The sequence below is a fragment of the Streptomyces sp. NPDC050625 genome (assembly GCF_040654755.1).
GTDB lineage: Bacteria > Actinomycetota > Actinomycetes > Streptomycetales > Streptomycetaceae > Streptomyces.
Window position 1 is genome coordinate 409223 of the sequence record NZ_JBFAIQ010000004.1, and the last position, 21478, is coordinate 430700.

The 21478-nt window shown below is 69.9% G+C and carries 22 protein-coding genes and 1 pseudogene; 5 read left to right on the forward strand and 18 right to left on the reverse strand.

Going from position 1 to position 21478, the window contains the following annotated elements:
• Window positions 1-624: 624 nt before the first annotated feature.
• Genes AB0I54_RS12270 through AB0I54_RS12295 form a run of 6 tightly spaced genes read right to left on the reverse strand, consistent with a single transcriptional unit; the run spans window position 625 to window position 7485 of the window.
• Window positions 625-1869: a VWA domain-containing protein gene (locus tag AB0I54_RS12270; RefSeq protein WP_363295871.1), complete on the reverse strand. Its 1245-nt coding sequence runs from the start codon at window positions 1867-1869 to the stop codon at window positions 625-627.
• Window positions 1862-2770, reverse strand: a complete 909-nt coding sequence (locus tag AB0I54_RS12275; protein WP_363295872.1) for a MoxR family ATPase — start codon at window positions 2768-2770, stop codon at window positions 1862-1864. The genes AB0I54_RS12270 and AB0I54_RS12275 overlap by 8 nt, the downstream gene beginning before the upstream one ends.
• Window positions 2763-3689: an XdhC family protein gene (locus tag AB0I54_RS12280; protein ID WP_363295873.1), complete on the reverse strand. Its 927-nt coding sequence runs from the start codon at window positions 3687-3689 to the stop codon at window positions 2763-2765. The genes AB0I54_RS12275 and AB0I54_RS12280 overlap by 8 nt, the downstream gene beginning before the upstream one ends.
• 10 nt (window positions 3690-3699) lie before the next feature.
• Window positions 3700-6072 (reverse strand): aerobic carbon-monoxide dehydrogenase large subunit, encoded by a 2373-nt coding sequence (locus AB0I54_RS12285; protein WP_363295874.1) that lies wholly within the window; start codon window positions 6070-6072, stop codon window positions 3700-3702.
• Window positions 6069-6611 carry a (2Fe-2S)-binding protein gene (locus AB0I54_RS12290; RefSeq protein ID WP_363295875.1) on the reverse strand — a complete coding sequence of 181 codons (543 nt, stop codon included), beginning with the start codon at window positions 6609-6611 and terminating at the stop codon, window positions 6069-6071. The genes AB0I54_RS12285 and AB0I54_RS12290 overlap by 4 nt, the downstream gene beginning before the upstream one ends.
• 1 nt (window position 6612) lies before the next feature.
• On the reverse strand, window positions 6613-7485 hold the full coding sequence (locus AB0I54_RS12295) for a xanthine dehydrogenase family protein subunit M (protein WP_363295876.1): 873 nt from the start codon (window positions 7483-7485) through the stop codon (window positions 6613-6615).
• A 115-nt stretch (window positions 7486-7600) separates the two neighbouring features.
• On the opposite strand from AB0I54_RS12295, the gene AB0I54_RS12300 reads away from it, so the two are divergent.
• Window positions 7601-8560, forward strand: a complete 960-nt coding sequence (locus AB0I54_RS12300; protein WP_363295877.1) for a LysR family transcriptional regulator — start codon at window positions 7601-7603, stop codon at window positions 8558-8560.
• Here AB0I54_RS12300 and AB0I54_RS12305 read toward each other — a convergent pair.
• Window positions 8541-8978 carry a hypothetical protein gene (locus AB0I54_RS12305; protein ID WP_363295878.1) on the reverse strand — a complete coding sequence of 146 codons (438 nt, stop codon included), beginning with the start codon at window positions 8976-8978 and terminating at the stop codon, window positions 8541-8543. The genes AB0I54_RS12300 and AB0I54_RS12305 overlap by 20 nt on opposite strands.
• Before the next feature lie 121 nt (window positions 8979-9099).
• Window positions 9100-10344: an RNA-guided endonuclease TnpB family protein gene (locus AB0I54_RS12310; RefSeq protein ID WP_363295879.1), complete on the reverse strand. Its 1245-nt coding sequence runs from the start codon at window positions 10342-10344 to the stop codon at window positions 9100-9102.
• A 27-nt stretch (window positions 10345-10371) separates the two neighbouring features.
• Here AB0I54_RS12310 and tnpA point away from each other — a divergent pair.
• Window positions 10372-10789 (forward strand): annotated as a pseudogene (gene tnpA / locus AB0I54_RS12315) (IS200/IS605 family transposase).
• Window positions 10790-10813: 24 nt separating this feature from the next.
• Here tnpA and AB0I54_RS12320 read toward each other — a convergent pair.
• From AB0I54_RS12320 to AB0I54_RS12355, 8 genes are all read right to left on the reverse strand, one after another.
• Window positions 10814-11878: an IS110 family transposase gene (locus AB0I54_RS12320; RefSeq protein ID WP_363295880.1), complete on the reverse strand. Its 1065-nt coding sequence runs from the start codon at window positions 11876-11878 to the stop codon at window positions 10814-10816.
• Window positions 11879-12149: 271 nt separating this feature from the next.
• Window positions 12150-12386, reverse strand: a complete 237-nt coding sequence (locus tag AB0I54_RS12325) for a hypothetical protein (protein ID WP_363295881.1) — start codon at window positions 12384-12386, stop codon at window positions 12150-12152.
• 317 nt (window positions 12387-12703) lie between these two features.
• Window positions 12704-12934 carry a hypothetical protein gene (locus AB0I54_RS12330; RefSeq protein ID WP_363295882.1) on the reverse strand — a complete coding sequence of 77 codons (231 nt, stop codon included), beginning with the start codon at window positions 12932-12934 and terminating at the stop codon, window positions 12704-12706.
• 44 nt (window positions 12935-12978) lie between these two features.
• Window positions 12979-14118 (reverse strand): inorganic phosphate transporter, encoded by a 1140-nt coding sequence (locus AB0I54_RS12335; protein ID WP_363295883.1) that lies wholly within the window; start codon window positions 14116-14118, stop codon window positions 12979-12981.
• A gap of 218 nt (window positions 14119-14336) precedes the next feature.
• The gene (locus AB0I54_RS12340) at window positions 14337-15578 is read right to left on the reverse strand and encodes a cytochrome P450 (RefSeq protein WP_363295884.1); all 1242 of its coding nucleotides are present in this window, start codon (window positions 15576-15578) and stop codon (window positions 14337-14339) included.
• Window positions 15575-16573, reverse strand: coding sequence for an amidohydrolase family protein (locus AB0I54_RS12345; protein ID WP_363295885.1), 999 nt, complete (start codon window positions 16571-16573; stop codon window positions 15575-15577). The genes AB0I54_RS12340 and AB0I54_RS12345 overlap by 4 nt, the downstream gene beginning before the upstream one ends.
• Complete coding sequence (locus tag AB0I54_RS12350) at window positions 16570-17457, reverse strand: NAD(P)-dependent oxidoreductase (protein WP_363295886.1); 888 nt, start codon at window positions 17455-17457, stop codon at window positions 16570-16572. Before AB0I54_RS12350 ends, AB0I54_RS12345 begins: the two co-directional genes overlap by 4 nt.
• Complete coding sequence (locus tag AB0I54_RS12355) at window positions 17454-17792, reverse strand: antibiotic biosynthesis monooxygenase family protein (RefSeq protein WP_363295887.1); 339 nt, start codon at window positions 17790-17792, stop codon at window positions 17454-17456. Before AB0I54_RS12355 ends, AB0I54_RS12350 begins: the two co-directional genes overlap by 4 nt.
• Window positions 17793-18450: 658 nt before the next feature.
• Here AB0I54_RS12355 and sph point away from each other — a divergent pair.
• Window positions 18451-19434: a sphingomyelin phosphodiesterase gene (sph, locus tag AB0I54_RS12360; RefSeq protein WP_363295888.1), complete on the forward strand. Its 984-nt coding sequence runs from the start codon at window positions 18451-18453 to the stop codon at window positions 19432-19434.
• 85 nt (window positions 19435-19519) lie between these two features.
• Here the strand turns inward: sph and AB0I54_RS12365 are convergent, their stop codons facing one another.
• Entirely contained in the window at window positions 19520-19972 is a 453-nt protein-coding gene (locus AB0I54_RS12365) for a YbhB/YbcL family Raf kinase inhibitor-like protein (RefSeq protein WP_363295889.1), read from the reverse strand.
• 70 nt (window positions 19973-20042) lie between these two features.
• Here AB0I54_RS12365 and AB0I54_RS12370 point away from each other — a divergent pair, with 70 nt between their 5' ends.
• Window positions 20043-20576, forward strand: coding sequence for a nucleoside-triphosphatase (locus AB0I54_RS12370; protein WP_363295890.1), 534 nt, complete (start codon window positions 20043-20045; stop codon window positions 20574-20576).
• 119 nt (window positions 20577-20695) lie between these two features.
• Complete coding sequence (locus AB0I54_RS12375) at window positions 20696-20890, forward strand: hypothetical protein (RefSeq protein WP_363295891.1); 195 nt, start codon at window positions 20696-20698, stop codon at window positions 20888-20890.
• 71 nt (window positions 20891-20961) lie between these two features.
• Here AB0I54_RS12375 and AB0I54_RS12380 read toward each other — a convergent pair whose 3' ends face one another.
• A complete protein-coding gene (locus tag AB0I54_RS12380; RefSeq protein WP_363295892.1) occupies window positions 20962-21477 on the reverse strand; it encodes a hypothetical protein in 516 nt (171 codons plus the stop codon).
• Window position 21478 lies beyond the last annotated feature (1 nt).

The window sequence follows — 21478 nt, forward strand, 5'->3', positions numbered from 1 at the left end:
CTGGACGCCGGGGCCACCGCGCCCTGGAAGCCCGCACCGGCGAGGAACTCTGGCATCAGGGGTACGGCACCCTTCTCGGCCAGGGCGTGACGGGTGACGCGGAGTTCTTCCAGAGCTGGAATGACAGCTTCTACCCCGAGCTGTCCCTGCGCTCCTCCGACACCGGCAGACAACTGACCACGACCCGCTTCCCGAAGCGGGCGCTGAAGCATTTCTTCGGGCCGCCCGCACCGGCCGACGGTGGCCGGGTGGTGTTCGGGTGGTGTTCGGCAGGGCTTTCGAGCGCCGCGTGCGGATCTTCGCCCATGGCGGTCGGGAACGGGCCGAATCACTGTGCAGTCGGCGGCTCGGCCGATGGCGCTTCACCTCCTTCAGGGACCGGCCGGTCTGCGTCGGCGACTGGGTGTACGCGGCACCTGGCGCAACCGGCTCCACGCGGCCGAGATCGGCGGGCGGCGTGGCCTGCGGCGGCTGAGGGTGACCGCCCCGGACGGCCGGGCCGTGCGGAGGCCGACGGAGATCGCCGCCGGATCGGAACACTTGTTCGTTGCCGACGGCGACACCGTCGCGGCGGTCCGCGACGGCCGAGTGCTCTGGGCGGCGGCGACGCTCCCGTACGACGGGTCACCGGTGCCGCTCGGCACCGACCGCGTGCTGTTCCGCTCCCGAAGCCGGGACCGGATGGAGGTCCGGCTGCACTGTGCGGACGCGGCGACGGGGCGTCGCCTTCTTTGACGCGGCGGACAGCGCGGCGGTGAAGTCGTCCAGGGCCGCCAGGTTGTGGGCGCTGACGACGGCGTCGCAGTAGGGCAGCGCCGCGGCCATGCCGGCCACGAGCGGACGGTAACGAGGGCTTGCGGTGCGCGGGTTGACCCATACGACGCGGTGGGCGACCCGGGACAGCCGCGCCATGTGGGTGGCGAGGTCGGTGGGCGTGCCGGTGTCCCAGCCGTCGGAGATGATGGCGACCACGGCGCCGTGCGCCATGCCGCGCCGGCCGAACCGTTCGTTGAACTCCGCCAGGCACTCCGCGATCCGGGTGCCCCCGGACCAGTCCGGTGCCGCCCGTCCGGCCCGTGCGAGGGCGTCGTCCGGCCCGGCCCGTCGCAGGACGGGCGTCAGGCGGGTGAGGCGGGTGGCGAAGGTGAAGACCTCGGCGTGGGTGGCGCGGGCGGCACAGTAGAGCAGTTGCAGCATCGCGCGGGCATACGGCTCCATCGATCCGGAGATGTCGCAGAGCACGACGAGGTCGCGGGGGCGGGTGCGTGGCACGAAGCGGCGCAGCCGCAGCGGGTACCCGCCGGTGCGCCGGCTGTCGGACAGGGTGCGGCGCACGTCGATGCGCGCACCGTGGTGCGCGGTCCGGCGTCGGCGGGAGGGCCGGGTCGGGGTGCGGAGCACCATGCTGCGCATCATGTCGGCGAGCCGCGCCAGTTCCTCGGCGGACAGGTCCGCGAAGTCGCGGTCGGTGAGACGGTCGAGCGGACTGGCGGCGAGGGGGACGGGAGCCTTCTTCGACTGTGCGTCGGCCTCCCGGCCGGGTCTGTCCGCGAGGGCCCGCCGAGCGCCGGGGACGCGGCCAGGAACGGTGTTCGGGAGCGATCGGGCCGGGTCACCGGGTTGCCCGCGCTGCACTCCGCGGTCGCCCGGGCCGCCGAAGACCTCGCGGAAGACCGCGTCGAACGGCCCGATCTGCTCGCGGTCGGACACCAGGGTGGCGAGCGCACAGTGCCGTAGCTCGCGTGTCGTCGCCGGGGCCAGCACGGTGAGCGCGTGAGCGAAGCTCCGGGTACGGTCGGGGCCCACGGGGATTCCCGCGTCGCGCAGGGCGGCGGTGAACGACGCGGCCAGTTCCGGCAGGTCAGGCATCGGAGCCTGCCTCCGCGTCGATCAGTTCCGCCAGTCCGGCCCGGCGCACGGCCGCCAGATCCTCGGCGTACTTGAGTACCGCGCCCAGGGTGCGGTCGGCGGCGTCGGCGTCGAGGACGGACAGGCCCAGGGTGTGCAGCGCGCCGGCCCAGTCGATCGCCTCGGCGATGCCGGGCGGCTTGGTGAGCTCCTGCCGGGCGCGCAGCCGGGCCACCCCGCGGGCCACGCGCGGGGCCAGCCACTCGGCCGACTCCGGTACCCGTCTGCGGATGATCGCGGCGACTCGTGCGGTGTCCGGGTAGTCGATCCAGTGGTAGAGGCAGCGGCGTTTGAGCGCGTCGTGCAGATCCCGGGTGCGGTTGGAGGTCAGCACGGCCACCGGAGGCACCGCGGCCGTCCGGGTGCCCAGTTCGGGGATGGTGACCGCGGCATCGGCGAGCAACTCCAGCAGGAACGCCTCGAATTCGTCGTCGGCACGGTCCACCTCGTCGATGAGCAGCACCGCGGGCCGCGGTCCCGGGTGGCAGATCGCGGCGAGCAGCGGCCGCGGCAGCAGATAGTCCTCGGTGAACAGATCGGCGTCCCGCAGGGGCTCCCCGCGGGACTCGGCCAGCCTGATGGCCAGGAGCTGGCGTGGATAGTTCCACTCGTAGAGGGCTTCGGCCGAGGACAGCCCCTCGTAGCACTGGAGCCGGATCAGCGGGGTGTCGAGCACGGTGGCGAGCGCGCGGGCCGCCTCGGTCTTGCCGACGCCGGGTTCGCCCTCCAGCAGGATCGGCTGCCGCATGCGCACGGCCAGCAGCAGCGCCGTGGCCAGGGCGTCGTCGGCCAGATAACCGACGGTGTCCAGCCGGGAGCGCAGGGCGGAGACATCGGGTACGAGAGCGTCGAGGTCAGGCATGCGCGTACCGGGAGGGGTCGTCGGCGAAGGCGTGCTGGCACCCGGGCCCGCAGAAGTACACCGGGGTGCCGGCCCGGTCCAGTGACAGGGTGGCGGGCGTGATCGGTACTGTCATGCCGCACACGGGGTCCACGTCCTCGGCCACGGCCTGCGGTGCGGCGGCGTCGGTTCCGGCGTGCGCGGCGCGGGCCGTCTGCGGCCGCAGGGCGATGATCTCGGCGTACACGGACAGTGCGATCTCCGCCGGGGTACGGGCGCCGATGTCCAGGCCGGCCGGGGTGCGGACGCGCGCGCGTTGTTCCTCGCCGAGATCCAGCCCGGCGAGCACCGCCGCGCCCCGCTTCGGACTGGCCACCAGCCCGATGTACGGGACTCCGGCGCGCGCGGCCTCGATCAGTACGGTCTCCTCGTCGCGGCCGTGCGTGGCGATGACGACGACGTCCAGATCGGGTGGCAGCGGCTCCCCGGGCGAGGCGGGCCGGGCGTCGAGGCCGAGGACACGGCCGACGTCGAGCAGAGCGCGGGCGATGGGGGCGTGTCCGTAGACGTACGCCAACGCAGGGGGGAGGTTGGCTTCGAGGAAGATGTCGAGCGTGCCGCCCGACAGACAGGGATTGGCCACCGTGACCAGGCCTTCGCCGGACTCCTGCGCGCCTTCGGGCCCCCTGTCCGCGGTGGGCGTGATCCTCAGGAGTAGCGACTCGCCGGTCTGCAGCACCCGCAGGCCCTGCCGTTGCACCGTCGTCTCGGCGCATGTGCCGCCCACGAAGCCCTCGATGGTGCCGTCGGGCAGCACCAGAGCGCTGTCCCCGGGCTTGGCGCTCGTGGGCCGTTCCGCATGGACGACGGTGGCCAGGACGAACGGCGTCCGGCCGTGCCGGAGCACGTCCGCCCGGGTCAGCAGTTCGGTGTTCGTCATCGCGGGCGCCTCAGGTGATCGCCAGGTCCGTGCGCAGCGGCCGGCCCTGCGCGGCCCGCCACACCGCGGCGGGCGTCAGCGGCATGTCGACATGGCGTACGCCCAGCGGCTTCAGCGCGTCGACCACGGCGTTGACCACCGCGGCGGGTGAGCCCACCGTGGCGGACTCGCCGACGCCCTTGGCTCCGATGGGGTGGTGCGGGGAGGGGGTGACGGTCTCGCCGAGTTCCCAGGACGGGCACTCGACCGAGGTGGGCAGGAGATAGTCCATGAACGATCCGCCGAGGCAGTTGCCGTCCTCATCGAAGGCGATCACCTGCATGAGCGCCATGCCGAGGCCGTCGGCGAGTCCGCCGTGCACCTGACCCTCGACGATCATGGGGTTGATCCGGTTGCCGCAGTCGTCCACGGCGATGAACCGGCGGACCTTCACCTGGCCGGTGTTCGCGTCCACGTCGGCGACGCAGATGTATGCGCCGAAGGGGAAGGTGAGGTTCGGCGGGTTGTAGACGCAGGTGGCGTCCAGGTGGCCTTCGACGCCCTCGGGCAGTTCCAGGTTGGAGTGTGCGGCCAGCGCGATCTCGGCCATGGTCCGTCCCTGGTCGGGATCACCCGTGACGAACCAGCGGCCCTTCTCCCATTCGAGGTCGTCCGGGCTCACTTCGAGCATCGCCGAGGCGACGATCTTCGCGCGTTCGCGCACCTTGCGGGCGACCATCGCGGCCGCCGCGCCGGACACCGGCGTCGAGCGCGACCCGTAGGTGCCCAGCCCGAACGGAGTCTGGTCGGTGTCGCCGTGCACCACCTCGACGTCCTCGGGCGGGATGCCCAGCTCCTGCGCCACGATCTGCGCGAAGGTCGTCTCATGACCCTGGCCCTGGGTCTGCACGGAGATCCGCAGTACGGCCTTGCCGGTCGGGTGGACGCGCAGTTCGGCACCGTCGGCCATGCCCAGTCCCAGGATGTCCATGTGCTTGCGGGGGCCCGCGCCGACCGCCTCGGTGAAGAAGCTGACCCCGATGCCCATCAGCTCCCCGCGCTCGCGCCTGTCGGCCTGCTCCCGGCGCAGGTCCTCGTAGTGCGCGATGTCCATCGCCAGTCGCAGGGCGCGCGGGTAGTCACCGGAGTCGTACTCCCACCCGGTCTGCGTCCGGTACGGGAACTGCCCGGGCCGCAGCAGATTGCGCATCCGCAACTCGGCCGGGTCCAGGCCGAGTTCGGTGGCCAGTACGTCGACCATGCGCTCGACCAGGTACACCGCCTCGGTGACGCGGAACGAGCAGGCGTAGGCGACGCCGCCAGGGGCCTTGTTGGTGTAGACGCCGGTCACGGCGCAGTGCGCGGCGGCCAGGTCGTACGAGCCGGTGAACACGCCGAAGAAACCGGCCGGGAACTGCGTCGGCTGTGCGGTGGCGTTGAACGCGCCGTGATCGGCGATCACACGGACGCGCAGGCCCAGGATCTTCCCGTCCTTCGTCGCCGCGATCTCACCGTGCATGTGGTAGTCGCGGGCGAAGGACGTGCTCATCAGGTTCTCCGAGCGGTCCTCCACCCACTTGACCGGCTTGCCGGTGACGATCGAACCGACGACCGCGCACACATAGCCCGGGTAGATGCCGACCTTGTTGCCGAAACCGCCTCCGATGTCCGGGGAGATGATGCGTATCTTGTGCTCCGGGATGCCGGCCACCATCGCGTACAGCGTGCGGTGGGCGTGCGGGGCCTGCGTGGTGGACCACACCGTCAGCTTGCCGGTGATGGCGTCCATGTCCGCGACGGTGCCGCAGGTCTCCAGCGGCGCCGGGTGCACCCGCGGATACAGCATGTCCTGCGCCACCACGACCTCGGCGCCCGCGAACACCTCGTCGGTGCGCTCCTCGTCCCCCGCCGACCAGTCGAAGATGTGGTTGTCGCGCTGGCCCTCCTTGTCGTCGCGGATCACCGGTGCGTCCGGCTCCATCGCCCGCAGGGCGTCGACGACCGGCGGCAGCGGCTCGTACTCCACATCGATCAGCTCAAGAGCGTCCCGCGCGGCGTAGCGGTCCTCGGCGACGACGAAGGCGACCTCCTGGCCCTGGAAGCGCACCTTGTCGGTGGCCAGCACCGCCTGAGTGTCGTACGAGATCGTAGGCATCCAGGCCAGGCCGAGACCGGCCAGGGTCTCGCCGGTGATCACGGCCTTGACCTTGGGGTGCGCCTCGGCGGCGCTGGTGTCGAGCGACACGATCCGGGCGTGCGCCAGCGGACTGCGCAGAATGGCGCCGTGCAGCATGCCGGGCAGCCGGACGTCGTCGACGTAGGTTCCGTGGCCGCGGACGAACCGCGCGTCCTCCTTGCGGGTCAACCGTCCGAAGCCGACCGGCCGTTCCTCGGTGGTCGTCATGCCCGCACCCCCTCGCGGCCGTGCGCCGGCTCTTCACGAGCGGGCGCCGGCTCGGTGCCCGTGTCCGCGGTCCGCGCCCCGCCGCCGTGCTCGGCGGCCCAGCGGATGGAGCGCACGATGTTCTCGTAACCGGTGCAGCGGCACATCTGTCCGGAGATCGCCTCGCGGATGTCCTCCTCGGACGGATCCGCGTTGTGGTCGAGCAGCCAGCGGGCGGTCATCATCATCCCCGGCGTGCAGAAGCCGCACTGCAACCCGTGGCAGGCGATGAATCCCTGCTGCACCGGGTCGAGTTGGATCCCGTGCGCCAGGCCCTCGACGGTGCGCACCTCATGGCCGTCGGCCATGACCGCGAGCACGGTGCACGACTTGACCGGCGTTCCGTCCAGCCATACGGCGCACACCCCGCAGTTGGAGGTGTCGCAGCCCCAGTGGGTGCCGGTGAGCCCGAGTTCGTCACGCAGGAAGTGGACGAGGAGCAGCCTGGGCTCGACGTCCCTCGTGTGCTGCTCGCCGTTCACGGTCACGGTGATCCGCATGTCACGCCTCCTGCCCCTGGGCGCGTGCGGCGGCGGCGCGCAGCGCCCGGGTGGTGAGCTCAGCGGCCAGATGCCGCTTGTAGTCGGCGGGGCCGCGCTGGTCCGCCGTCGGCCGGCACTCCTGCGAGGCGATCCGGCCCGCCTCGGCGAACGCCTCGTCGTCCGGCCGTCCGCCGCGCAGGAAGTCCTCGGCCTGCTCGGCCACGAACCGCGGCGCACCCACCGCCGTCAGGCCGATACCGGCCTCGGTGATGACCCCCTCGGAGATCTCCAGCACCGCGCCCGCGGCCACGACCGCCCAGTCGCCGACCCGGCGCTCGACCTTGCGGTAGGCACTGGCGTGCGAACGGATGGGCACCCGGACCTCCACCAGGAGCTCCGCCTCGTCCAGCGCCGTCTCGTACGGCCCGAGGAAGAACTCCCTGATCCCGATGGTGCGCCTGCCGCGGGGGCCCTGGGCGACAAGGGCCGCGCGCAGCGCCGAGAACGCCGCGGACAGGTCCTCCGACGGATCGGCCTGGCACAGGGAGCCGCCCACGGTGCCGCGGTTGCGTACGAGCGGATCGGCGATGACCCGTTCCGCGTCCCGCAGGATGGGGAAGTGCTCGCCGACGACCGGCGAGGCGAGCAGCTCGGCGTGGCGGACCATCGCCCCGACCGACAGGTCGTGCCCGTCCACCCGGATCCGCGCCAGCTCGCCGAGGCCGTTGATGTCGATCAGGGCTTCGGGCTGGGCCAGCCGCAGCTTCATCATCGGCAGCAGGCTGTGTCCACCCGCCACCACCCGGGCCTCGCTGCCGTAGCGTGTGAGCAGCTCGATCGCATGCTCGACGCTGGAGGCCGTCTCGTACTGGAAAGCAGCCGGAACCTGCATCGGGCCCTCCTGGAACGTTGTGCCCTCCGCCGTGCAGCGATGCTGCGCTCTTCCGCACCCGCCATGCAATGGGTCGATAAGCATTCACTTATCCTGCCAAACGCGGGAAAATCGGATGGTGACCGTCACCCAGCTCAGCACCTTCGTGCTGGTTGCCCGGCTCGGTTCGGTGAGCGCCGCGGCACGCACGCTGGACGTGAGCGAGTCCGCGGTGTCACAGGCGCTCACCGCGTTGCGCACCCACTTCGGCGATCCGCTCATCCAGCGCACCGGCGGCGGTGGAATGCGTCTGACACCGGCGGGGGCGCGGCTGCTGCCGGTCGCGTCCCGGATGGTTGCGCTGAGCGCGGATGCCGAAACGGCGGTGCGGGCGGCGCGGGGCGCGCCCGACGAGCTACGGGTCGTGGCCACGAGCACGCTCGCGGAATTCGTCCTCCCCTCGCTCGTGGAGGCCTTCGCCGACCGCTCCGGGCGCAGGACCGAGACCTCGTTCGGGGTGGCCGCAGGCAACGAGATCCGCGTGCTGGTGGAGAACCGGCTGGCCGACGTCGCGCTCGGGCCGTATCTCGGCGCCGTCCGCAGGGGCGAACTGGTCAGCGAGCCGCTGTTCCGCACCCAGCTGGTCGTGGTGACCGGCGCCAGGTCGCCACGCCCGGCCGGTTCACCCCCGCAGTGGTCGTGGCTGGTCGACTCCTCCGGAACCGACCCGGACGCGGATTCCGGGCGGCTGCTGCGCCGGCTCGGTGTGGCCGAGGGGCATGTGTGGGTGTTCCCCAACCAGGCCGCGACCTGGGCAGCCGCCGCGGAGGGCGCGGGCGTCGCGCCCGCGCCGGCCCATCTGGTGTCGCCCCGCATCCGTCGCGACGACCTGCGCATCCTGGAGACCCCGGCCACGCCCTGGGACGCCACCTGGCACGCCACCGTCCTGCCGCCCGAGCACCGCTCCCCGGCCACCGACGCGTTCCTGCACTTCCTGCACACCCCCGCGGCAACCCGCATCATGCGCGCACCCGGCGCAGGCGTCCCACCGTCCCGGTTCCGGCCGCCGGTGTACGTCACGTTGTGGGGCGGGTGAGGGGAGACCACCGATCACGATTGCCCCGCACCTCGCCGCCGTGGTTGTCCTGCCCCGGCGACGGCGCCGATCGGCTCAGCGGGAGGCGTCGCCGACCGCCCAGGACTCCAACGGCGTCAACCCTGGCAGCTGCCGCGCGTGTAGTCGTACGTGGCTGTTGCCCGGGAGTATGTCCACTGGGGGTCGAGCAGCTTCGCTTTGAGCTGTGCGGCGCGGTGACGAGTTCGAGCCGCTTGCGGAGCACGTCGCTGATTTCGTTCAGCGACTTGATCTGGGAGTAGCCCCCGCTGCCGATGGCTCCACGGTTGGTGGGGTCGCTGACCACGATGCGGACCTTCACGCCGTCGGCCAACTTCGCCGCGAGCGTGTCGTACAGGCGGATGTCGTAGCGCGGCAGCGGCGGACAGGTGGCGTTCATGTCCTGCTGGGAGATTTCGACATGGTCCTTGGCGCTGCCGATGAGCGTGCGCAGGCGCTCTCCTCGGGGTTCACCGTGTCGTAGTAGTCGCGGTCGGCATTGGTTTGACGTGCTCCCTGGCTTAAAGTCCAGGGATTCCGGCCTGGGTCGTGTGACCCTTCCGGGGGCTTCCTGCTTCACCGCGCTGTGCGGGCACGGGTGCCCGTCTTACCGACGCTCCACAGGCGCGTAGTCTCTCCGCCCGTCCGGCGGCGACGATACGGCGTCCTTCGAACAGGACGTTGCGTGCTGCGTTGTGGTCGCGGTCGTGCCGGGTGCCGCATGCGCCGCACGTCCACTGCCGGACGTGCAGGGGCTTGGGTCCGTCGCGGAATCCGCAGGCCGAGCAGACCTGCGAGGACGGGAAGGCCCGGTCCACCTTGGCGAAGGTACGCCCGTGCCTGGCCGCCTTGTACTCCAGCATGCCGACGAACGCGGACCATCCCGCGTCGTGCACGGACTTGGCAAGCCGGGTACGCCCGAGGCCGGACACCGCGAGGTCTTCCACATACACCGCTTGGTTGTCGCGGATGATCTGCGTGGAGGCCTTGTGGTGCCAGTCCCGGCGCCGGTCCGCCACGCGGGCGTGCTGGCGTGCGATCTTGATCCGGGCCTTGGCCCGGTTCTTCGAACCCTTCTGCTTGCGGGACAGCTCCCGCTGGAGACGCCTGAGCTTCTTCTCGGCCCGGCGCAGGAAGCGGGGGCTGTCGATCTTCCGCCCGTCGGACAGGACGGCGAAGGCGGACAGGCCGAGGTCGAGACCGGTGTCGGTCTGAAGGTCGGGGAGGATGTCCGGCTCGGTGTCGACGACGAAGCTGAGGAAGTACCGGCCGGAGCTGTCCTTGGTGACGGTCAGGGACGTGGGTGCGGCCGGAAGGCGGCGGGACCACGTGACCTTGAGGTTGCCGACCTTGGCCACGTACACCGTGGCGTCGTCCTGGAGGGAGAAGGCGTTGGTGTTGAGGCGGATCGACTGCCGGGTGTGCTTCTTCGACTTGTAGCGGGGAGGGCCGACCTTGCGGCCCTGCCGCTTGCCCCTGACCGAGTCGAAGAAGTTCTTGTAGGCGGTGTCCAGGTCCCGAAGGGACTGTTGCAGGACGACCGCTGAGACGTCGGCGAGCCAGGCGCGTTCCTCAGTGCACTTGGCCTGGGTGATGCGAAGCCGGGACAACTCCGCAGACGTCACGTACGGCAGCCCTGCCGCGTGCGCTTCCTTGCGGTCGCGCAGGCAGTCGTTCCACACCACGCGGGCGCACCCGAACGCCTGGGCCAGCGCACGACGCTGCGGAGCGTCCGGGTAGGCCCGGTAGTTGTAGCGCAGCTGCACGCCCAAGATCCTAGTCCGATTGGTCTCATGGACGGTCAGAATGACTACAGGCGTGGCAGGCACGTTGTTTCGGCGATGCATTGTGCACTTGGTCTTTGTGACGAGGTACCGGCGCGGAGTGTTCAACGACGAGATGCTGACGCGTTGCGAAGCGATCATGCGCAAGGTGTGCGAGGACTTCGAGGCGGAGCTGAGGGAGTTCAACGGCGAGCGTGATCATGTCCATCTGCTGGTGCACTACCCGCCGAAGGTCGCCGTCTCGAAGCTGGTCAACAGCCTCAAGGGCGTCTCCGCTCGCCGGATACGGCAGGAGTTCACCGGCCGGATCAACCCCGCCGTCATGCACGGGCATCTGTGGTCGCCCTCGTACTTCTCCGCGTCGTGCGGCGGAGCACCACTGGCGATCGTCCGCCAGTACATCGAGCAGCAAAAACGTCCGCTCTAGCCTGCGGGAAGCTCCTATAGATGGTCAAGTGGTCTGTGGAAGCGGGGTGGTGCTGCGGGTCATGTGGGGTAGGTGCTTGTAGATCTCGCGGGCGACGAACCGTTTCAGGCAGCGGACGATGTCCTTCTTGGCCATGCCTTCAGCGGTTCGCCGGGCGACGTATTCCCGGGTGCGCTGGTCGTAGTTCATGCGGACCAACACGATGGTGTGGAGCGCGTTGTTGGCGGCCCGGTCGCCGCCGCGGTTGAGGCGGTGGCGGTGGGTGCGGCCGGAGGAGGCCGGGACCGGGGCGGCCCCGCAGAGGTGTGCGAAGGAGGCCTCCGAGCGGAGCCGGCCGGGGTTGTCGCCTGCGCTCGCCAACAGTTGGCCAGCGGTCTCGGGACCGACGCCGGGCAAGGCGATCAGCCTGGGGGCGGCCTGGGTGACCAGCGGCCCGATCTCCTTGTCCGCGTCCTTGATCTCCTCGTCGAGCTGCTGGTAGCGGCGGGCGAGCCGTCGCAGGGCGATCTTCACTGCGCAGACGGGGTCGTCGAGTGCGCCTGCGGGACGGGAACGGGTCAGGGTGTCGACCAACTCCCGCGTGGACAGTCCCCGCAGCTTGTCCCGCACCGCGGACGGAGCCGTGACGATGAGAGTCCGGATCTGGTTGATGGCCTGGGTGCGGGCCTTGACGGCACTCTTGCGGACCACCCGCAGGGCCCGGATCGCCTCAACGATCCCGTCCCTCGACTTCGGTGTTCCGCCAGCCCGGCCGGACAGGACCGCGGTCGCGGCCCCGTAGGCGTCAATGGGATCGGACTTGCCGTTGTCCCGCCTCGCCTTGCGGTCCGGCCGGTCCACCTCGACCACCGTGACCTGGTTCGCGGTAAGGAAGCGGGCGATCTCGGCACCGTAGGCACCGGTCCCCTCAACCCCGACGGCGAGGACCTCGCCGTGGGACCGGAGCCAGTCCAGCAGCCGCTGGTAGCCCTCCGGGGTGGTCTCGAACTGCTCGGTGGCCAGGTGCCGGCCGATGCCGTCGATGACCGCGGCCTGGTGGAGGTCGGTGTGGGTGTCGATTCCTCCGACCACCGCTATCTCGTCTGCCATGCTGCTGTGTGCTGCCCTTCCAACGCTCACCAGTGGGAGGGCGCGAGCCGGTCGGGCAGACGGACAAGACAGTGATGGGACCTCTGGCCAGGCTCCTATTAGGTCACAGTCACCCGGCCGGCCACACGCCACGCGGCATCGCCCGGCAGGCCGACAGTTCCTGCGAAGGACAACCTGAGCGTCAGTCAGAGCACGAGTCAGACCTCCGGGCGATGCCACGATCAATTCTCACTGTCAGACCTCCGGGCGATGCCACGATCAATTCTCACTGTCAGAGCAGTCTTGAGATGCGTTTCATCCCCGGCGTGAACACCGGGGCTTTCACGCAAGATCGCCAGTAATCGTGCACGCCGACCAGGCACTTGGTGTCGGCAGCGGTGGGCAGAGCCGGCCGGAACGAGGACGACGGGTCGGCGTTCTTGATGCCGACTCCGAGGCCGCCCACTACCATCACCGGAGCATCCCCCTTCGCGAGCCCCGGGCGGACGTCGCCCTCCAACGACGCCATGCAGTAACGAGATGGTCTAAACGGCGACGGAGCCGGGTGCGAGCCAAAGTCTGAGTCCTTGTCGAAATGTCATGGCGCTGCGCGGGCGCCGGCAGGTTCGGGGCACCAGACGTCGTCTGTCTGCCGAGCCGCAGGTCAGGCCCACGAATGATCAAGCGAATGTATCAACGGGGGACGTTCTCGCGACTCGCGCCCTCAGCCGTGGTTTGCCTGCCGATTCGTGCCGGGGGCGGGTTGGGCGGATCTAAGTCCACTTCTGGCCACACAGGAGGGGGCGCGACGCCGGCACTCTTGTGTCCGGGGCGCCGCCGATGGCGTCACACGCCGATGATCAGGGCGAGCCCGAAGCCCGCGACCGCCAGGCACGCCGCGAAGCACAGCACCGCGGCCGCGGTGGCGGCTGTCCGGACGGCGCGGGCGTGTGCTCCGCCCCCGCCGTCGTCATGGGGCCAGGCAGCGATGCCGAGGGAGAACAGTACGACCGTGAGCAGCGTGATACCGAGGCTCACAGCGAACACGCCGCCGAAGGCGCCCCAGTCGATGTTCATCGCCCTGCTTCCTTTCGCTGATGGACGGGCCGGCCGCCCGGCTCTCACGCCGCGGTCTGCTCCGCGTGCTCGGACAGTCGAGCGGGCAGTTCATTGACGTTGTCCGGGGTCACGGCGCGACGGCGCGACAGGGCCCAGAACCCGGCCGCCGCGGCCGCCGCGGCGGCGGCCACCAGGGCCACGCCCGCCGTGCCGTGGTCGGCGATCCAGGCGGCCACACCACCGATGGCCGCCGCCGAGGGCAGCGTGAGCAGCCAGGACACTGCGATGCGCCCGGCCACGCCCCACCGCACCTGGGCCAGTTTGCGACCCAGGCCGGCACCCAGGATGCTGCCGGTGCACACCTGCGTGGTCGACAGGGGGAATCCCATGTGGGACGAGGCCAGAATCACGGTCGTCGCGCTGGTTTCGGCCGCGAAGCCCTGAGGTGCCTCGATGTCGGTGAGCCCCTTGCCCATGGTGCGGATGATCCGCCAGCCGCCCGTGTACGTGCCGAGGGCGATCGCCAGTCCGGAGGTGAGCACCACCCACCAGGGCGGCCCGGAACCGTGGGTGAGCACCCCGGCGGAGATGAGGGCCAGGGTGATGACCCCCATGGTCTTCTGCGCGTCATTGGTGCCGTGTGCCAGCGCGACCAGCGACGCCGAACCGATCTGGCCCCTGCGGAATCCGCTGCGCGCCTGACCGGGAGCCGTGCGCCGGGTGATGACGTAGGCGAGGTAGGTCGCCAGCACTGCCACGACGCAGGCGACGATCGGCGACAGGACGGCAGGGATCACGATCTTCTCGATGATCGCCCCGAACTGCACCGCGGACCCCCCGGCGCCCACCCACACGGCACCGATCAGCCCCCCGAACAGCGCGTGCGACGAACTCGACGGCAGCCCGGCGAGCCAGGTCATCAGGTTCCACAGGACCGCGCCGACGAGTCCGGCGAAGATCATCACCAGGGACACCTTCGCGTCGTCCACGATGCCGCCGGAGATGGTCTTGGCGACTTCCGTGGACAGGAACGCGCCCGCCAGATTGAGCACCCCCGCGACGATGACGGCCATACGGGGTCGCAGCGCCCCGGTGGCGATCGACGTCGCCATCGAGTTGGCCGTGTCGTGGAAGCCGTTGGTGAAGTCGAAGGCCAGAGCCGTCAGAATGACTACGACGAGGAGAAACGAGACGGTACCCACTGGGAGACCTCCCGAGGCAGGCTGGGCCCGCGCCCGCCTGCCGTCTCAGCTCGGACGCGTCGTGTCTTCCACGCTAAGCGGCGTCCTACCGGCCCGCGACCGTGAGCGGCAGCTCAGGCCTGGGGTTCAGCTCATGCTGTGAAGCCCGGGGCTCGGCTCATGGGGTGAAGAGGGAGGGCAGGGCCGCCCCGACGGGACGGCCCTGCCCTCGGCGTCGGTCACCCAGCAGGTTCGAGTACGACCGGCAGCTCCGCGAGGCCACGGAAGGCCGGGAAGGGAACCTCCAACCACCGTGCCTCGCCGCGGGGTTCGGCCGCCCTCATGCCGGGGAACCGGTCGAACAGGATGGTCAGAGCCAGCTGCGTCTCCAGCCGGGCCAGCGGGGCTCCCAGGCAGTAGTGGCTGCCGTGCCCGAACCCCAGATGGGCGTCCTGCGCGTTTCCCGGCCGCACCACATCCAGCCTGTCCGGGGCGTCGAACTTCAGCGGATCGCGGTTGGCCGAACTGAGCGCGATCTGCACCAGGGCGCCCTTCGGGATGCGCGTCTCGCCGTACTCCACGTCCTCGGTCGCGTACCGGAACGTCGCGGTCTCCACCGAGCCGTCGTAGCGCACCAGTTCCTCGACCGCCGCCCGGATCAGATCCGGGTTCTCCCGTACGGCGCGGAGCTGGTCGGGGTGGGACAGAAGGTGGTGGACCGAGTTGCCGATCAGGTACGCGGTCGTCTTGTGACCCGCGAACATCAGCAGGAACGCCGTGGAGACCAGCTCGCTCTCGGTGAGCCCGCCGTCGTCGTCCCGGGCGGCGATGAGCGCACTCAGCAGGTCGTCACCCGGGCGGCTGCGCTTGGCGGCGATGAGTTCCGTGAAGTACGCGTGCAGATCCTCCTCGGCCTTCTGCTGGGCCCGCTTGGCCTCCTCGTCGAATCCGCTCTGCGCCACCGTGGAGGACAGATTCTGCATCCGTGCCCGCTCCTGCGGCGGCACACCCAGCAGATCGCAGATCACGATGATCGGCAGCGGAAACGCGAACGCCGGCAGCAGATCGAAGGGCTTCGTGGCCGGGCAGCCGTCGAGCAGACTTCCGACGATCTCCCGGATCTTCGGTCGAAGAGCCTCCACGCGCCGCGGGGTAAACGCGGAGTTGACCAGTCGCCGCAGCCGCGTGTGCTTGGGTGCGTCGGAGTTGAGCATGTTGTCGTCCAGTGCGATGGACGAGTCCCCGAAGATCCTCCGATAGGCGTCCATGGCCCCGTACATGTCCTTGCTCAACCGCGGATCCGACAGGGCGGCCCGCGCGTCCTCGTACCGGGTGATCAGGTACGTCTCGTTGCCGTGCGGCGGTCGCATGGGGCAGACCGGCGCCGTGTCACGCAGCTGGGCGTACACCGAATGAGGATCGCGCCGGAACTCCGGGGTACAGCGTTCGGCCGCGGTGACGGCCTCTTGCGTGGTGGTCACGGACGGCTCCTGAGGTCGAAGAGAGCCTCGGCGTTGCCACCGAGGATGAGCTGCTGCGACGCCTTGTCGACCGGCAGCTTCTCGATCATGCGGATGAGCTCCTCCAGCGGCGCGGCCAACGGCGGTGAGTCGGTGCCGAACAGCATCCGCTCGGGCCCCAGCACCTCCGCGTTCAGGCTCAGATGCGCGGAACTGAACGGGCTCGTGTCGACGTACATGCGGTGCAGCGCCCCGGCTGGATCGGCCGACGGCTCCTGGGCCGCCGGCCCCTTCGCCGCCGGCGAAGCGGTGGCGGCATCGGGGCGCCCGGAGGGCGGCGCACCCCCGGCCCAGTGCCGGGGACGCGCCGCCGTGTGCAGACGCTCCGGCAGCAGCGCCATCGCGCCGCCGCCGGTCGCGCCGATCAGCCGTAGGTCCGGGTACTTGTCCAGCCACCCCGCGAACGCGATCATGGCCATGCCGACGGTGACGTCGCCGAACCGGCCGATCTGCTCGACGAAGCCGATCTCGTCGACCCGTTCCGTGCCGACCGGTTCGGCCGGGGCATGGACCAGGACCGGCACTCCCGCCTCCGCGGCCAGCGCGAAGAAGGAGTCGGCACGCGGGGAGCCGAGCAGCTCTCCGCGGACGCTGGACGTGGTGATCAGGCCGACGAAGGCCGGGTCCGCGAGCGTCTCCCGCACCCCTTCGAGGTGATCGTCGTCACCGAACGGGTTGGCGTACACGTAGCCGCGCAACTGGTCCGGGAACCTGGCGATCAGCCCCGACATCCAGGCGTGGAAACTGCGCAGCCGGTCTCGTGGTTGCGCGTAGTTGTCCACGCCCGGCACCCGCGCCATCGCTCCGGCGCCGACAGGGCTGCCGATGATGGTGAGGTCGATCCCGGCCTCGGCACGAGCGGCGAGCATGCCGTCGACGTCGGTCAGGCTCGGGGGCATGGGGAAGCGTTTGGCCGCCTCCGGTGGGGAGAGATGCCCATGGATGTCAATGATCACGTTTCGTGTCCCGGTTTCGGTGTGAGTGCGCGGGTGACCGCGGCACAGTCCTGGTCGCCCAGTCCTTGCTCGGCGGCGCGGACGTGGGTCTCTGCCGCGGCGGTCACCAGCGGCAGGCTCAGGCCGGCTGCTGCTGCCTGCTTGGAAGCGAGCATGAGGTCTTTCGCCATCAGCCGCAGCCGGAAGTCCGGCTCCTCGAAGCGACCGGAGACCAGGCGCCGGGACTTGAACGCCATGACCGGCGAGGCGAAACCGCTGCCCGCGATCGTCTTGAGGACCAGCTGCCGGTCGAGCCCGGAGGCCGCCGCCAGTTCGGTGGCCTCGGCCAGGGCCTGCACCTCAATGCCCATGAGCAGGTTGAGGCACAGTTTCATCCGCATGCCGGACCCGAGTTCGCCCAGATGGACGACCTCCTTGCCCAGCATCTTCAGCAGCGGGCGGCAGGCCTCGTACGTGCTCTCCTCGCCGCCGACGAACAGCCGCAGCTCTCCGTCGCGGGCGTGGTCGGCGTTGCCGAGCATGCCGACGTCCAGAACCGAGGGGATGTCCCCGGCGATCTGGACGATCTCTTCGGGCGCGACGGTGCTGGTGCAGATCAGGACACCGGGGTAGGGCCCCTCGGCCAGCACGCCGTCCGGACCGTGCAGCACGGTGCCTAGGGCTTCGCCGTCGGCGACGGCGCAGATGGCCACGGTCGTACCCTCGATGGCGTCGGCGGGGTGGACGGCGACGTGGGCGCCCGCCTTGGCGAGCGGTCCGGCCCGCTCGGCGGTACGGTTCCAGACCCGGACCTGTATGCCCTGTTCGAGGAGGCGGGTGGCGAGGCCGGAACCCATCGTGCCGAGACCGAGGACGGCGACGGGGCCGTTGGTGATCCGCGTCATGACATCGCTCCCTTGGTCTCCTTGACGACCCGGAACCGCAGCGACTGCGTCGAGTCGACCCACTGGCGCAGCGGAGCCACCAGCTCGCGGTGCTCCTCGCTCTGCTGCCACTTGAAGAAGTCCTCGGCGGTCTTCCACTCGCTGGTGATGACCCACTGACGGGAGTCGTCGACGGGTGCTCCCAGCCTCTCGACGATGTGGCCGGGGGTGCCGGCCACGGACTTGCGGATCTGGTCGTACAGATCCAGGAAGCCCTGCTCGCCGCCCTCGATCACACGGACCGTGAAAACGACGCACAGTTTGTCGGCCGAGTGGTCCTTCTGCTTGGTGTCCATGTCTCCTCCTGACGGTGAGATCCGGTGGGACACGACTCCCACGGACTCATGTCCCCCGTGCGGACGCAACTCCGAATGGGGGACATGCCAGTTGGGACAAGGGGTTTACGCTCCGCAGTAGGGCCGTTCGGGTGAGTGACGAGGTGTTCCGAACTTCCCGTTCGCCAGACGCGGATGGCCGCATCCGAATGGGTGCCCGATCGTCAGCGGCCGGGATCTGCTGGCCGACGTGTTTCCCCGTGGCAAACGAGTCGGGGAGCATGTGGTCGAGCCGGAGAAGACCGTAGTTGGGAGTGGCCGGCCGGAGCGGTCGCGAAGCTGCTTGAAGCGCGGCGCCTCCGGTCTTCCCGCCGCACACGTGAGGCGGCCCCCCTCTCCCGTTCCTAAAGGTGACCTCGCCACCATGGCACGTCCCGGCTCTCGGCCGGGATGACCTTGGACCTCGTCAGAATCTTCTCGTCGAGGGCCCACGAGCGCGCCGCTTCTCCCGTGGCTTCGGGCCAGAAGCGGGGTAGGGGGCTAGGCAGGCCCCCGAAACCGGACTCTCTGCCTCCTCGGCTGTGAGTCATCTGTTGCCTGCGTGACTGTTACCCGTGGGTAATCCCAGATGGTTTGATGTGCGGCGCCACTCAACCCCCTTCATCCACAGGGAGATCCAGTGACGCGATTCGTACCCCGCCGTGCCCTCGGGGCAGCCGTGCTCGCCCTCGCGCTGCCCGCGGCGGCACTCGCGGGTTCCGCACCGGCGGCGGCAGCCGGACCGGCGCCGGCGCTGAAGGTTCTGACGTACAACGTCTTCCTCATGAGCAAGAACCTGTACCCGAACTGGGGACAGGACCACCGGGCCGCCGAGATCCCGAAGACCTCCTTCTTCCACGGCAACGACGTGGTCGTCCTCCAGGAGGCCTTCGACAACTCCTCGTCCGACGCGCTGAAGAGCGCCGCCGCGACGGAATACCCGTACCAGACACCGGTGGTGGGCCGCAGCAAGAGTGGCTGGGACGCGACCGGCGGGGCGTACTCGGCCGTCACGCCCGAGGACGGCGGAGTCACCGTGCTGAGCAAGTGGCCGATCCTGCACAAGGAGCAGTACGTCTACAAGGACGCCTGCGGTGCGGACTGGTGGTCCAACAAGGGCTTCGCATATGTCGTCCTGAACGTGAACGGCACCAAGGTGCACCTGGTCGGCACGCACGCGCAGTCCACGGATCCCGGATGTGGCGCGGGCGAAGCGGCGACGATGCGCAGCCGCCAGTTCAAGGCCATCGACGCCTTCCTGGACGCGAAGAACATCCCCGCCGACGAAGAGGTGCTGGTCGCCGGTGACCTCAACGTCGACTCGTACAGCGCCGAGTACACGTCGCTGCTCAACGACGCCGGCCTCGTCGGTGCCGACGCGCGCACCGGGCACGCGTACTCCTTCGACACGCAGGACAACTCCATCGCCCGCTACCGCTACCCGGACGACCCGCGTGAGGACCTCGACTACGTGCTGAACCGCGCCGGTCATGCCCGCCCGGCAGGCTGGCACAACGAGGTCGTCAAGGAGCAGTCGGCGCCCTGGACGGTCACGAGCTGGGGGACGTCGTACACGTACACGAACCTCTCGGACCACTACCCGCTGCGGGCGTACGCCGGATAAGAGTCCGTAGGAGCGCTGCCGCCGGCGAGCTCGTGGCCCCGCGCACGGTCGAGCCGAGTGCCGAGAGGCATGCTGGCGGCGGCGGTCAGCGTTGGTATGTGCCCATCAGCGTGCCGCTCGCCAGCTCTCTGCCCTTCACGGCGTGATGTACCGCGTCGGCTGTCGGCCGGCCGTGCAGGGGGAGTGCCTCCGACAGGGCCCACAGGCGGAAGAAGTACCGGTGCGCTCCGTGCCCGGGCGGAGGCATCGGACCGCCCCAGCCCATCCGGCCGAAACCGTTGGGCCACTCCTGGCCGCCGGGAGGCGGCTCCCCCTCCGCCGTACCCGTACTCCGCGGATCGATACCGGTGACCAGCCAGTGCAGGAACGTGCCGCTCGGGGCGTCAGGGTCCTCGCAGAGCAGGACCAACTCCGATGTTCCCTCTGGTACCCCCGACCAGGTCAATGGTGGCGACACGTCGTCACCTTCCCCGCTGTGGTGGCGAGGGATTGCCGTACGGTCGCCGAATGCCGCGCTCGTGAACTCGATTCCAGTCATGCGCGCGGCCCTACCCGCAACAGCTTGGCCGGCAACAGCCCGGGCAGGCCAAACACCCCATTGGCCTAGTATGCCGACGAGAATCCTGCTTGAGGGACGCCCGGGCACGGGCAAGACGACCGTTGTCCGCCGGTTGGCCGCGCTATTGCGCACCCGTAGGGCCGTCGGCTTCACCACGGAGGAGATCCGGTACGGCGGTACCAGGAGCGGCTTCGCGCTGGAAACGCTGGAGGGCGGTCTGCGAGCCGTGTTGGCCCACGTCGACTTCCCGGGACCACCGCGGGTGGGGCGGTACGGCGTCGATCTGGGCGTCCTGGAGCGGCTCGCGGTGCCGCCGCTCAGGTCAGCGGCATCGGATCCTGCTCCTGGAGATCTTGTGCTGATCGACGAGCTCGGGCGAATGGAGCTGTCGTGCGACGCGTTCCGGGACACGGTCGGGGTCCTGTTCGAGTCCGATCTCGACGTCGTCGCCACGGTGCACGCGCACAGCGACCCGTTCACCGACGCCCTCAAACGGCGCCCTGACATCGCACTCGTCCAGGTGACCCGGTCCAATCGGGACGCCCTCCCCGGGGAACTGGCAGCACGGCTTGAAGGGCCATGACGCGGGCCCACCACGGCGGCCGGGATTTCCATGTCTGCCGTGTCTGCCATGTTTGCCATGTCTGTCGTGTCTGCCGTGTCAGCCCGTAACCCCTGCTCGGATGGCCGGTTGAGTGGGGTATGGATGAACTACTGGCTGATGTCTCCGACCTGCCGGATCGCGTCGAGCCCCGTCTGCCCTTGCTGACTGAGTCCGAGGCGTACCAACTGGTCGAGGTGCTGCAGCATTTCGGCACGATGGACCATGACTGGGGCGCGCAGGCCCGGCATTTCGCGGCGGAGCTGTCCGCCCGTGTTCCGTCGCATGACCTGTAGGCCTGCCGATGCCACCGCCGTGCCGGTCGTCCCTGCCATGGCAGGGGCGACCGGCAGTGGGCACGGGCCGGTCAGCAGCCGCCGCAGTTGTAGTAGAGGACGTCCCAGTGGTTGCCCTCGTCGGCGTAGATGTTGCCGGAACCGGAGCGCCACTGCGGCGCGCCGTCGCCGCGCAGGCCGATGTAGGTGAAGTTGTTCTTGATGTAGTTCCCGACGCAGGTGTACTTGCTGTAGTCGAGCTTGTAGCCGTTCCAGTGGGAGTACGTGCCGGAGGCGTGACCGGTTTCCGTGCCGCCGGTGATGTTGAGGGCGCAGCCGCTGGCGCGCTTGAGGGTCTGGGCGCCCTGGGCGGTGGCGAGGTTGAGCTGCTCGAAGGACGTACACGTCGGGTTGTTGCGGTCGGAGCAGTTGCCGGAGGACGACCATGTGATGCCGACCTGGCGGAACATGTCGGTGGCGGTGGCGTGGCTGATCTTGGTGACGGCGAAGGCATCGGTGGCGGTGCCGAGGACGGCGACGCCGGGCGCTACGACGAGGGCGAGTGCGGTCAGGGCGGCGCGGGTTTTCGTGATCCGGGTGGCCTTCATG